Source organism: Paenarthrobacter sp. CCNWLY172, assembly GCF_037402035.1.
In the GTDB taxonomy this organism is placed as follows: Bacteria; Actinomycetota; Actinomycetes; order Actinomycetales; family Micrococcaceae; genus Arthrobacter.
This window is the reverse complement of record NZ_JBBEGB010000016.1, coordinates 1-11,411: the sequence shown is the minus strand read 5'-3', so window position 1 is coordinate 11,411 and position 11,411 is coordinate 1. Positions and strand designations below refer to the sequence as shown.

Genomic DNA, 11,411 nt, shown 5'->3' with positions numbered 1-11,411 from the left:
GCCCAACTGACTGGCAGTAGTGGTTGGTATGAGCTCACATAGCAACCACTACTGCCAGCTGGATCGAGTTACTCAGCCCGGACGCGGTCCAGGAACTGTTCGGTCCTGGACTCCAGCCCGGCGATCTGCCGAACAACGACGGCGGCCGGGTCCGGGTTGATCTCGTTGACGGGCGGTTCTTTGCGTACGTTGGTGCTGCAGCCGAACTCGGCGCAGATCAATGTCCCCACGGTGTTGCCGTCCCTGCCGGATTGTCCGGCCTTCTTGGCAACCCACAGGTAGACGTCGTCTTTGGAGAAAACGTCACGGCATAGTTCGCAGAGGACAACGCGCCTCTTGCCGGAACCACCTTCAGGAGCCCGGAGCAGGATCCCCGTGAGCTTGCCCCGATGTGGAACCACGAGGTAGCCGCGTTGGGGCATCTTTTCGTCCCGCCACCCCAGGAACTCCAGGTTGTCCCAGTCGAGGATTTCGAAGTCGCGGGGGAGATTGACCTTGGCAGCCTCTGAGCGACTGGCGTTGATGAACGACGAACGGATTTGTTGGGCAGTGATTTTCTGCATGGCAAAGCTTCTTTCGGAAATGGTCGACGTCCGCGCGTTTCTGGAGGGCGCGCGGGAATGGGCAGAAGACGTCGGTCACCGGAGAAAGAGGGCACTGCAAAGAGACCCCAAAATGAGGGCTGGGTTAGTGCCTAGAACGATGCCGACGTGTGGGGGAGTGCCAAGCAGGCCAATGCGGCCACCTCGCCAACCATGGCTGCAGCAACTGAAACAGTGCGCACGCTCATCCCCTCGTTCATATCCGTAAGAAGCGGTAGTCCGCTGTCGCCCATACTTTCAAAACTTCCGGGCGGATGTCCACTGCGAGAGCGTTCGGTTGAAGGGCGCGGGATGTGAGAGAGGGTTCGGTTGAAGGGCGCGGGATGTGAGAGAGGGTGTGATCTGCGTCCCAATTCAGAAGGATACCGGATTAGGTGACGCAAACGTTTCTTAATTATCGGCAGGCTAGGCTAGCCTTACTTAGGTTCGCATCACTTACTTAAGGAGTCCCGTGGCTTCCCTTCTCCCACGCCGCGCCCTGCTGAAAACAGCAGGAACCGCGACGGCCGCTTTGGCCGCCGTCGCTCTTACCCTCACCGGCTGCTCCACTGGTCCGGCAACGTCCGCTCCGGCTTCTGAGCAGGCAGCGTCTTCGGCGTTCCCCGTGACCATCAAGAACGTCTTTGGTGAGACCACCATCAAAGAGCAGCCCAAGCGTGTAGTCACTGTCTCGTGGGTCAATGACGATATCGCGATCGCCCTGGGTGTTGTTCCCGTAGGTGTCCCGAAGAACGAATGGGGCAACAACGAGCAAGGCTCCACCCCGTGGAAGGACGCAGCGCTGGAGAAGCTCGGCGCCGGCTTTGGCACCGACAAGGCTCCGGTCCAGTTCTCCGAAGCTGACGGCATCAACTTCACCGAGATCGCCAAGCTCAATCCGGACGTTATCCTGGCTGCATACTCGGGCCTTGAAGAAGCTGACTACAAGAAGCTCAGCGAAATCGCCCCCGTCGTGGCACAGCCGGAGCTCGCCTACGGCACCCCCTGGCAGGAAAGCACCACCTTGATCGGCAAGGCACTGGGCAAGGAAGCCGAAGCCAAGAAGCTGATCGAAGACACTGAGACCACCGTCAAGGACAAGGTCTCCAAGTTCCCGCAGATCAAGGACAAGACCTTCATCTACGGCAACCTCGAGCCCGCCAAGGGCGACGGCGCCAACGTTTACACGGCTATCGACAACCGCCCCCGCTTCCTCTCCGAAATCGGCATGAAGCTGGCTCCCGTGGTTGAGCAGAACACCAAGTCGACTACTGAGTTCTTCATCCCGTGGTCCGCTGAGAAGGCCAACGAGCTCGAGTCCGACATCTTCGTCACCTGGGTTCCGGACGCCACCACGGCAGATGCCATCAAGGCTGATCCGCTGCTCGGACAGATCCCGGCCATCAAGAAGGGCGCCCTGGTTGCCGATTCGGACAACACCCTGACGCTCTCCATCTCCGCCTCATCGCCGCTGAGCTTGCCGTGGGCACTGGATACGTTCCTGCCGCAGCTGGGTAAAGCAGCAGACGCAGCGGGCAAGTAACTGCAATGAAACTGAGTACGACGACGGCAGTCCAGGGGCGGGGCAACGGCACTTCGGTGCCGGGCCCGGGAGGCATCGCCCCTGAAACTGCTGGAACCGGAGGGGGAACCGGTTCCCGCAGCACCGCAGGCAAGCGCACCGCTTGGCTGTTGGCGGCCGTCGTCGTACTCGCCGCTGTCTGCGCCGCATCCTTGGCGATCGGCGCCCGCGGGCTTCCGCTCACCACTGTTTGGGAAGCACTCACCGACTTCAATCCGGCAGACGGCAACCACGCCGTGGTCATTGCCCGGATTCCCCGCACCGTCCTGGGCCTGCTTGCCGGAGCGGCACTTGGCCTTGCCGGCGCAGCCATGCAGGGCGTGGCCCGCAACCCGCTTGCCGATCCCGGGATCCTGGGACTTAATGCCGGCGCTGCCTTGGCCGTGGTCGTGGGGATCTACGTTTTCGGTATCGGCTCGCTGTCCGGCTACATCTGGTTCGCCTTCATCGGCGCCGCGGTGGCCGCCGTCGTGGTTTACGCCGTTGCTTCCCTGGGACGTGATGGTGCGACGCCGGTCAAACTCGCCCTCGCGGGTGCGGCCCTGAGCGCAGGCCTGTTCTCCCTGATGAACGTCATCCTGGTTTCGAGCCAGGACACGTTCGATCGTTTCCGCTTCTGGCAGGTGGGTACCATCGGCGGACGTGACTGGTCCGTCCTCCTTCCCGCGCTGCCGTTCCTCGCCACCGGGGCCCTGATCATCCTGGCCGGCGGTCGCATTTTGAACAGCCTGGCACTGGGCGACGACATTGCCCGTGGCCTCGGCCAGAACGTTGCTTTGGCCCGTGGCATCACCGGGCTGGGCATCGTCCTGCTTTGTGGATCCGCCACTGCCGTGGCCGGACCGATCGCCTTCCTGGGCCTCGTCATTCCGCACGCCGTCCGCTCGCTGACCGGGCCGGACTACCGGTGGATCCTGCCGTTCTCCGCCGTTGTGGCCCCCATCCTGCTGATCAGCGCCGACATCATTGGCCGCGTGATCCTTCTCCCCGGCGAAGTCCCCGCAGGAATCATGACGGCCATCATCGGGGCCCCTGTGTTCGTGTGGCTCATCCGCCGCGGCAAGGGGGCCGGGCTGTGACAACTGTTCATAAATTACCCACCGACCTGGCACCTAATGCCAATAATGACGGCAAACATAACCATCAATTGTCACTTCGGCGGGTGCTGGGCCCCACCTTTGTGCTCGGGCTCGCTGTAGTGGTCATGTTCGCGGTCTACGTGCTGCTGGGCAGCTACACCGTGACCATTCCGGACTTCTTTAAAATCGTCATCAACCACCTGACCGGTGGGGAGAAGATCCCCGGTGCAAGCTTCATCGTCATGGAGCACAAACTGCCCCGCGCGGTAGTGGGAACCATGATCGGCATTGCCTTCGGCTTGGCAGGTGCGCTCTTCCAGACCATGCTGCGGAACCCGCTGGCCAGCCCGGACATCATCGGCATCAGCTACGGTGCCAGCGCGGCAGCCGTGACGGCCATCGTCATCTTCGGCGCTTCCGGGGCCGTCGTTTCGGGGGCTGCGCTCGGCGGTGCGCTGGGGGTCGCAGCCATCATCTACGCAATCTCGCGCGGTGGTTCGGGCGCCGGTGGAGGCAGCCGCGGCAATGCCGCCGGCAACCGTCTCATCCTGGCAGGCGTCGGCATCGCCGCAGCCCTGCACGCAGTGGTCAACTTCCTCATGACCCGCGCTGACATCCGTACCGCAGCCGATGCCCTCATCTGGCTCAACGGATCTTTGAACTCCGCAACCTGGGACAGGGCAGGTGTCCTGGCGGTCTCCTTGCTGGTCCTGATTCCCGCCGTCATTGCCCTGGCAGGCCCATTGCGCATCCTCGAGCTTGGCGACGACGCCGCTGCGGGCCTTGGGATCAAGGTCAATGCCGCCCGGCTGGGACTGGTGTTGACCGCCGTCGGACTTGCCGCCGTCGCAACCGCCGCCGCCGGTCCCGTTGCATTCGTCGCGTTCCTTGCAGGTCCGATCGCCCGCCGGCTCGTCCGCAAACCGAGCCTCCCGGCGTCGGCCCTTACCGGTGCGCTGATCGTGCTTCTGGCCGACTTCTTCGCCTCCAACATCGCTCCCGTCATCCTCGACGGAACCGTCCTCCCGGTCGGCGTCATCACCGGCGCCCTCGGTGCTCCCTTCCTGCTGTGGCTGCTGGTCACGTCGAACCGAAAGGAGGCCTGACATGGCCATCCTTAATGCCCAGGACCTGACGCTCCAATACGAGGCACGCAAAGTGGTGGAGGGACTCTGCACCGAGATTCCCGAGGGCAAAGTGACCATGATCGTGGGAGCCAACGCCTGCGGAAAGTCCACCCTCCTGCGCGGACTGTCCCGCCTGCTCAAGCCCGCCGGCGGCGCCGTGACCCTCGACGGCAAGGACATCCACACCCGCCCCGCCCGCGAACTCGCCCGCACGCTCGGCCTGCTCCCGCAACACCCCACCGCTCCTGACGGCATCACCGTGCGCGACCTCGTGGGCCGCGGCCGGTACCCCCACCAAGGCTTCTTCCGCAGCTGGAGCGCAGCCGACGACGCCGCCGTGCAGCGCGCGCTCGACGCCACCTCCACGCTGGAACTCGCTGACCGCAGCATCGATGAACTATCCGGCGGACAGCGTCAACGCGTATGGATCGCCATGGCCCTGGCGCAGGAAACGGAAGTCCTGCTGCTGGACGAGCCCACCACCTACCTGGACCTCGCGCACCAAGTGGAGGTCCTGGACTTGATCACGGACCTCAACCGCAGCCGGGGAACCACCGTGGCAATCGTGCTCCACGACCTCAACCTCGCAGCACGGTACGCGGACCACGTCATCGCCATGAAGGGCGGGTGCATCGTGGCCGAAGGGCCGGCGCCCGTCGTTGTCACCGAAGAACTTGTCTACAACGTGTTCGGACTGGAATCCCGCGTGGTTCCGGACCCCATTTCAGGCACACCGCTGATCGTCCCCATCGGACGCCACCACGCACGCCCCGCTTCAACCAACGAACTGGAGATCGCCTCATGAGTGCACAACCGACCCAGGCAAAAGCAAGCGCCGCCGTGGAGCCCATGACCCTCGCCTTCGACGTCACCGTGACGGCAGTGCAGGAATTGAGCCCGAACTTCCGCCGCATCACCTTCGGCGGTTACTCACTGCGCGGCTTCGGCGTTGCCGGAGACACGCTGGATCTCCGCGTGAAGCTGATGATCCCGTCCTTTGACGCGTCCGGAAACGTCATTCCGCTGCCTCCCTTCAAAATGGAAGAAGCCGGCTGGTACCAGGAATGGCTCGCCATGGACCCCTCCGTCCGCGGTGACATGCGCACCTACACCGTGCGTTCCGAGCGCCTCGACGCCGTGTACCCGGAGATCGACATCGACTTCGTCATGCACTTCGACGACGCCGGCCACGGCGGACCAGCCGCCAATTGGGCTCTCGCCGCAAAACCGGGAGACGCCCTCACCATCATCGGCCCCAACAACCGCGCAGCCCAGTGCACCACAGCCGGTGCATATGGTGGCATCGAATGGCGTCCGGGCATGGCCCAGCGCGTGCTCCTGGCCGGCGACGAAACCGCGGTCCCGGCCATCAGCGCCATCCTCGAGAGCCTCCCCGCGGACATGACCGGCCACGCCTTCCTCGAAGTACCAGAAGCCGGCGACTTCCAGGACATCAACACCGCAGCCGACATCGAAATCACCTGGCTTGCACGCGGTGCGGCCATCGGACGCGCACGTCCTCACGGAGAACTCCTCAAGGAAGCCGTCGCCAAGGCCGTTCCCGTGCCGGGCTGGGTAGGCATCAAGGGTGCCGGGACCGCAGCCGGACCCGAGCCCGAAGACGTCAACGTGGACCAGGACATCCTCTGGGAAACGCCGCAGCGTATGGACGCTGCAGCCATCGAAGCAACCAAGAACCCCACCCTTCCCGCTGGTGCACTGCCGTTCTATGCCTGGATCGCCGGTGAAGCGTTTGTCATCAAGGAAATGCGGCGCTACCTGGTGCGGGACGTTGGCATCGATCGTAAGCAGGTGGCTTTCATGGGCTACTGGCGCCGGGGCAAAGCGGAGGGCTAAGGCCGGCTTGATCGCTTAGTCCGCCACTGGGTGGCCGATGGCCGGCCATCCTCGGCGTGCTGCTCCTTCGTCGCTCTCTCACATCCCTCGGGTTTGGGGGGTGATCCTCTCTCACATCGCTCGGGCTTGTTCATTTGGGGTTGGTTCTGGTGTAACCGGGGGCGGGTAGCTTCGGTGGGGTGCGGGAGGAATTCGGGGACGGAGTTAAGGCTCGACGGCGGTTTGTCGCCATCGGGGATTCCTTCACCGAGGGCGTAGGGGACCCGAGCAAGGTCCTGCCCAACGGGGTCCGCGGATGGGCGGACAGGGTGGCCGAGAAGTTGGCGAAAGCAGAGCCGGGCTGGGAGTACGCCAACCTGGCAGTGCGCAGCAAAAGACTCCGCCACATCATTGACGAACAACTCGAGCCTGCGGTGGCCATGGAGCCGACGCTCATCACGCTCTACGCGGGTGGCAACGACATTCTGGACTTTGGTACGGACATGGAGGCGCTCCTCAACGACTATGAGCTGCTGGTGGCCCGGCTGAGTGAAACCGGGGCAACGCTGGTGCTGTTCACTGGGTTTGACGTGAAAGTCTCCGCGGTTTTGGAGCCTTTCAAAAAGCGCAACACCCTCTACAACCAAAGGGTCCGTGAGGTCGCCGCCAAGTACGGCGCAGTCCTGGTTGATTACTGGTGCTTTGACGCTTACAAAGACCAGCGGATGTGGGCCCCGGATCGCCTCCACATGTCCAAAGCGGGCCACAAGTACCTGGCCGCGCAGGTGTTGGACCATCTCAACGTCCCCCACAAATTCTCGCCCAAGGATTGGGACCCGCCCACGCGTTTGTCCATACGCGAATGGGAACGCCGGCAGCGTCGCTGGGTCAATGACTGGGTGGTCCCGCTCTTCGGACGGAAATTGCGGGGCGTCACGCTGGGCGACGCGCTCAGCCCACGCTGGCCCCAACCTGTGAAGGTCCCGCGCAAGGGTGGCTTGAAGAAGCTCATGGAAAAGGCCACCCAGTGAAGGAACAAACCAGATTCGTGGCGCTCGGCGATTCCTTTACTGAGGGTGTTGGTGACAACGACCTCAGGCTTCCCAACCATTGCCGGGGCTGGGCAGACCGGGTGGCAGAAGAACTGGCACGGCACGACGAAACAGTGCGGTACGCCAATCTGGCCATCCGCGGCAGGCGCCTCCAAAGGATCGCCGACGAACAAATCCAGCCCGCCCTCGCCATGAATCCCACGTTGGTCAGTTTCTACGCCGGCGGCAATGACCTTCTGATGGCCCGGCCCAACATGGCCAAACTGATCAAGGACTATGAAGGTGCCGTCCGACGGATCACAGCCAGTGGGGCCACGGTGCTGCTGTTCACGGGTTACAACGTTCCCTTGTCACCCCTGCTGGAGCCGCTCAAAGTCCGCACGGCAATCTACAACCGCAATATTCGGCGCATCGCCGCGGAATACCAGGCGCTTCTGGTGGACTACTGGTGCTTCGAGAAATTCCAGGACCCGCGGATGTGGGCACCCGATCGCCTGCATATGTCCACGCGCGGCCACAGCTACATGGCCAAAAAGGTCCTCGAAGTGCTCGGAGCGCGGCACTCACTCCATTCGCCCAGGCTCGCGGCTCCCCGTCCGCGGACCCGCGCCGAAAGCATCGCCGACGACGTCGCCTGGCTGAGGCGCGACGTCGGACCTTGGCTTTCGCGTCGGCTTCGCGGCGTATCCAGCGGCGATCACGTGGATGCGCGCTGGCCGGAACTCATGCCGGTGGTGCTGCCCGAACGACTGGGTACTGCGAAGGCGCAGGCGCCTCAGCTATCCAGCAGGTTTTCGTAACCCTCAGCAACGCTGGTTGCCGTGAATTCGATGATCTCGAACTCGGCCACACCATTGCTGTAGAACGGGTCCTTGGCCAACGATGCATCCAACGTGGCCCGGTCCACCTTGGACAGCAGCACGCCGCCCGTGGCTGGGACGCGGCGTCCGGACGCAAGGAAGATGCCGCCGTCGAAAGCGTCCTTAAGCCAGGCCATGTGGCCCGGACGGTGGAAGTCGACAATTTCGTCGGGAACTTTGTAGGTCAACGAGACTACGAACATGCCGCCAGCCTATCGGTTGGGCCGCTGCCCGGACCTAAGGAGGCTGTGAATTCTCCTAAGATGGGTTCATGACTCAACCCCGCTGGCTGAACGCCGACGAACGCCGTGCCTGGCTGGCCCTGCTGAGCATCAACACCCTGCTTCCCTCGGCGTTGGACACCCAGCTTCAGTCGGTCGGCAAACTGTCTCTTTTCGACTACAACGTTTTGGCGATGCTCTCCGAAACCGAAGGCCGATACCTTCCCATGAGCGAGCTTGCTGCGCGAACGAGTGCCTCCTTGTCGCGCCTGTCGCATGTGGTGACCAAGCTGCAGAAGCGTGGCTGGGTAGAGCGGCAAGCGCACCCCGGCGACGCCCGTGTGACCGTTGCGCACCTCACCGAGGCCGGCATGTCCACCATTGTTTCCCTTGCCCCGGGACACGTGGAATCCGTGCGTACGCTGATGCTTGATTCGCTGACCCCGGACGACGTCGCAGACCTCGCCCGGATCGGTGAGAAAATTGTGGCCCGCCTGGACAACAACCACTGGATCCTTCGGGACTCGTGAGGGTGCTTTTTGGCCTCGGGCGTTGAGGTGGCAGACTGACGGCATGGATTTTTCTGCCCGTTACGTTGCCCTGGGCGACTCCTTCACTGAGGGCGTCGGCGACGACGATCCCCACCGCCCCAATGGCGTTCGAGGGTGGGCCGACGTCGTAGCCGGGCAGCTGGCAAGCAGCAACGAGGACTTCGGCTACGCGAATCTCGCGATCCGCGGCCGGAAGCTCCGCCAGATCATGGCAGAACAGGTGGACGCCGCCATCGCCATGAATCCAACGTTGGTGACCCTGTACGCAGGGGCGAACGACATCCTGCGGCCCAAGATCGATATTGACTCGCTTCTTGAGGAGTACGACGCCGGTATCGCCAAGTTAAGTGCGGCGGGCGCCACCGTTGTCCTCTTCACCGGCTTTGACGCAAAGAGCTCCAAAGTCTTCAGCGCCATGCGCGGCCGAACCGCGATCTACAACGAACTGGTGCGCGAAATAGCCGAGAACCACGGCGCCTTGCTGGTGGACTATTGGCGCTTTGACGAGTACGACGATTGGCGGCTTTGGGGCGAGGACCGGATGCACATGTCCACCGCCGGCCACATCAACATGGCGAAGCGGGTGCTTGATGTCCTTGAGCACGAGCACGTCATCGAGGTCCCCGAACTGGCGCCGGCGCGTCTGATGAACCGGGTTGAAGCACTCAAGGCCAATGCACGCTGGTTCCGGGAATCCGCGGCGCCGTGGGTGGCCCGCCGCGTCCGAGGTGTCTCCTCCGGCGACGGTTTGAGCCCTAAGTATCCCGAATTGATCAGGCCGCTCTAGCCCGGTCTTGCGGGCGACCCGCCAGTGTTGGCGCGGTGGTCCGGGCGGTGGGCGCGGAGGGCTTATGATGCCGGATTGGTCTTAATTTGGCCTGGCCCGTAGAATAGTTAGGCGCTAGGTAGTGCGGTTCGTGTGCAATTGCTCCGGTTGGTGGTGACTGTCGGTTTTTCCGACATCCCGGTGGCCGGTAGTTAGGGGCTCAAGTTGCGTGCATTCCTGTATTCGCCCGGTATCCCAGGACCTGTTCCAGTGTTCATCACTGCCCGGTCCTGAGGCCAACCTTCTTCGCCGCACTTGCTGCGGAAACTACCGAAATGGTTTGGACTCGGATGCGGACGCTGCCTGTCGCACGGTAACGCAGGAACATCTGCACGCCGTTACATTCAATCTTTGGAGGAGAGTCATGGCAGCACACTGCCAAGTGACCGGAGCCGAGCCGGGCTTTGGACACAGCATTTCGCACTCGCACCGTCGCAACAAGCGTCGGTTCGACCCGAACATTCAGAAGAAGCGCTACTGGGTTCCGTCCCTACGCCGTAATGTCACGCTGACTCTGTCAGCCCGTGGCATCAAGACAATCGACGTCCGCGGCATCGACTCAGTCGTCGCCGACATCCTGGCACGAGGAGTAAAGCTCTAATGGCAAAGGACAAGGACGTACGTCCCATCATCAAGCTGAAGTCCACCGCGGGCACCGGTTACACCTACGTAACCCGCAAGAACCGTCGTAACGACCCGGACCGTCTGGTCCTGAAGAAGTACGACCCCAAGATCCGCCAGCACGTCGAATTCCGAGAGGAGCGCTAAACACATGGCAAAGAAGTCAAAGATTGCTCGCAACGAGCAGCGCAAGGTCATTGTTGAGCGTTACGCTGCCAAGCGTCTCGAACTGAAGAAGACCCTGGTTGACCCCAACGCGACTGACGAAGCACGCGAAGCTGCACGCCTCGGCCTGCAGAAGCTGCCCCGCAACGCCTCCCCGATCCGTCTGCGTAACCGCGACCAGATCGACGGCCGTCCCCGCGGCACGCTCCAGAAGTTCGGTATCTCCCGTGTTCGCTTCCGCGACATGGCTCACCGCGGTGAGCTCCCGGGCATCACCAAGTCTTCCTGGTAATCACGAAGCTCTGAAAAGGCCGGCAACCGTCATGGTTGCCGGCCTTTTCTGCGTTTAAGCCTGCTTCCTGGCGTGTGGCGAAGACTGTATGGCCGGCTGTGGGCGTTGGTTGGGGTGGACGCTCTCTCACTTCCCTCGGGGTTCACGCTGTCGCTCTCACTTCCCTCGGGTTTGGTCGAATGTTCGACGGCGGTTGTCGGCTTTGCGTCGGGGCGGAGGTCTTGGCGAATCTTGCTGGTGTGACGGGCTTCACTCGGGTTGTTTCCGGCGGATTTTGGTTGGTTTGAGGCCTCGATGGGGCCTTTTGGCCCGTGCGGGCGGGGTTTTGGCTGGTACCGATGGTGATTTGTGCCGGGGCCGGTGGGCGTGTAATGTCTTCTGAGTCGCCGCGAGTGAGACAGCCTGGAGCTGAGAGCCGCGGAGGCCGAACCCCTTTGATAACAGCCTGAAAAATGGTTCGCTTTCGAGCGTTCCTGTGCAGGGTGGGGCCGAAGATTGGATCGGGAATCGCGGAAACGATGATTTGCCAAGATCTGGTTGATCGGGTAAGTTTGAAAAGTTGCTCCGGAGCGATCCTGGACCCTTGTGGGTGTGGGTGGTGCCGGTAGTGTCTGTTGT

The 11,411-nt window shown here is 62.7% G+C and carries 14 protein-coding genes; 12 read left to right on the top strand and 2 right to left on the bottom strand.

Going from position 1 to position 11,411, the window contains the following annotated elements:
• Positions 1-68: 68 nt before the first annotated feature.
• Positions 69-563 carry an FBP domain-containing protein gene (locus WBN73_RS19225; protein WP_207595240.1) on the bottom strand — a complete coding sequence of 165 codons (495 nt, stop codon included), beginning with the start codon at positions 561-563 and terminating at the stop codon, positions 69-71.
• A gap of 490 nt (positions 564-1,053) precedes the next feature.
• Between WBN73_RS19225 and WBN73_RS19220 the strand changes: the two genes are divergently transcribed.
• The 7 genes from WBN73_RS19220 (at position 1,054) to WBN73_RS19190 (ending at position 8,057) form a co-directional block, all read left to right on the top strand.
• The gene (locus tag WBN73_RS19220; protein ID WP_207595239.1) at positions 1,054-2,124 is read left to right on the top strand and encodes an iron-siderophore ABC transporter substrate-binding protein; all 1,071 of its coding nucleotides are present in this window, start codon (positions 1,054-1,056) and stop codon (positions 2,122-2,124) included.
• Positions 2,125-2,129: 5 nt separating this feature from the next.
• Entirely contained in the window at positions 2,130-3,242 is a 1,113-nt protein-coding gene (locus WBN73_RS19215) for a FecCD family ABC transporter permease (RefSeq protein WP_207595238.1), read from the top strand.
• Positions 3,239-4,348 (top strand): FecCD family ABC transporter permease, encoded by a 1,110-nt coding sequence (locus WBN73_RS19210; protein WP_337341047.1) that lies wholly within the window; start codon positions 3,239-3,241, stop codon positions 4,346-4,348. Before WBN73_RS19215 ends, WBN73_RS19210 begins: the two co-directional genes overlap by 4 nt.
• Position 4,349: 1 nt before the next feature.
• Positions 4,350-5,174 (top strand): ABC transporter ATP-binding protein, encoded by an 825-nt coding sequence (locus tag WBN73_RS19205; RefSeq protein WP_207595236.1) that lies wholly within the window; start codon positions 4,350-4,352, stop codon positions 5,172-5,174.
• On the top strand, positions 5,171-6,226 hold the full coding sequence (locus WBN73_RS19200) for a siderophore-interacting protein (protein ID WP_207595235.1): 1,056 nt from the start codon (positions 5,171-5,173) through the stop codon (positions 6,224-6,226). The genes WBN73_RS19205 and WBN73_RS19200 overlap by 4 nt, the downstream gene beginning before the upstream one ends.
• Before the next feature lie 179 nt (positions 6,227-6,405).
• Complete coding sequence (locus WBN73_RS19195) at positions 6,406-7,236, top strand: SGNH/GDSL hydrolase family protein (RefSeq protein WP_207595234.1); 831 nt, start codon at positions 6,406-6,408, stop codon at positions 7,234-7,236.
• Complete coding sequence (locus WBN73_RS19190) at positions 7,233-8,057, top strand: SGNH/GDSL hydrolase family protein (RefSeq protein WP_337341046.1); 825 nt, start codon at positions 7,233-7,235, stop codon at positions 8,055-8,057. The genes WBN73_RS19195 and WBN73_RS19190 overlap by 4 nt, the downstream gene beginning before the upstream one ends.
• Here the strand turns inward: WBN73_RS19190 and WBN73_RS19185 are convergent.
• The gene (locus WBN73_RS19185; protein WP_011776364.1) at positions 8,033-8,320 is read right to left on the bottom strand and encodes a YciI family protein; all 288 of its coding nucleotides are present in this window, start codon (positions 8,318-8,320) and stop codon (positions 8,033-8,035) included. The genes WBN73_RS19190 and WBN73_RS19185 overlap by 25 nt on opposite strands.
• 68 nt (positions 8,321-8,388) lie before the next feature.
• Between WBN73_RS19185 and WBN73_RS19180 the strand changes: the two genes are divergently transcribed.
• The 5 genes from WBN73_RS19180 to rpsN all read left to right on the top strand — a co-directional run bounded on the left by WBN73_RS19180 (position 8,389) and on the right by rpsN (position 10,793).
• Positions 8,389-8,868 (top strand): MarR family winged helix-turn-helix transcriptional regulator, encoded by a 480-nt coding sequence (locus WBN73_RS19180; RefSeq protein ID WP_089596480.1) that lies wholly within the window; start codon positions 8,389-8,391, stop codon positions 8,866-8,868.
• A gap of 43 nt (positions 8,869-8,911) precedes the next feature.
• Positions 8,912-9,676, top strand: a complete 765-nt coding sequence (locus tag WBN73_RS19175) for an SGNH/GDSL hydrolase family protein (RefSeq protein ID WP_337341045.1) — start codon at positions 8,912-8,914, stop codon at positions 9,674-9,676.
• Between the two features lie 403 nt (positions 9,677-10,079).
• Entirely contained in the window at positions 10,080-10,316 is a 237-nt protein-coding gene (gene rpmB, locus WBN73_RS19170; protein ID WP_011776361.1) for a 50S ribosomal protein L28, read from the top strand.
• Positions 10,316-10,483 carry a 50S ribosomal protein L33 gene (rpmG, locus tag WBN73_RS19165; protein WP_003798558.1) on the top strand — a complete coding sequence of 56 codons (168 nt, stop codon included), beginning with the start codon at positions 10,316-10,318 and terminating at the stop codon, positions 10,481-10,483. Before rpmB ends, rpmG begins: the two co-directional genes overlap by 1 nt.
• Before the next feature lie 4 nt (positions 10,484-10,487).
• The gene (rpsN, locus tag WBN73_RS19160) at positions 10,488-10,793 is read left to right on the top strand and encodes a 30S ribosomal protein S14 (RefSeq protein ID WP_011776360.1); all 306 of its coding nucleotides are present in this window, start codon (positions 10,488-10,490) and stop codon (positions 10,791-10,793) included.
• Positions 10,794-11,411 lie beyond the last annotated feature (618 nt).

Bases quoted from the DNA above. Each gene is read 5' to 3' on its own strand.
- WBN73_RS19225 (WP_207595240.1), bottom strand. From the start codon at position 563: ATGCAGAAAATCACTGCCCAACAAATCCGTTCGTCGTTCATCAACGCC.
- WBN73_RS19215 (WP_207595238.1), top strand. From the start codon at position 2,130: ATGAAACTGAGTACGACGACGGCAGTCCAGGGGCGGGGCAACGGCACT.
- WBN73_RS19205 (WP_207595236.1), top strand. From the start codon at position 4,350: ATGGCCATCCTTAATGCCCAGGACCTGACGCTCCAATACGAGGCACGC.
- WBN73_RS19200 (WP_207595235.1), top strand. From the start codon at position 5,171: ATGAGTGCACAACCGACCCAGGCAAAAGCAAGCGCCGCCGTGGAGCCC.
- WBN73_RS19185 (WP_011776364.1), bottom strand. From the start codon at position 8,320: ATGTTCGTAGTCTCGTTGACCTACAAAGTTCCCGACGAAATTGTCGAC.
- WBN73_RS19180 (WP_089596480.1), top strand. From the start codon at position 8,389: ATGACTCAACCCCGCTGGCTGAACGCCGACGAACGCCGTGCCTGGCTG.
- WBN73_RS19175 (WP_337341045.1), top strand. From the start codon at position 8,912: ATGGATTTTTCTGCCCGTTACGTTGCCCTGGGCGACTCCTTCACTGAG.
- rpmB (WP_011776361.1), top strand. From the start codon at position 10,080: ATGGCAGCACACTGCCAAGTGACCGGAGCCGAGCCGGGCTTTGGACAC.
- rpmG (WP_003798558.1), top strand. From the start codon at position 10,316: ATGGCAAAGGACAAGGACGTACGTCCCATCATCAAGCTGAAGTCCACC.
- rpsN (WP_011776360.1), top strand. From the start codon at position 10,488: ATGGCAAAGAAGTCAAAGATTGCTCGCAACGAGCAGCGCAAGGTCATT.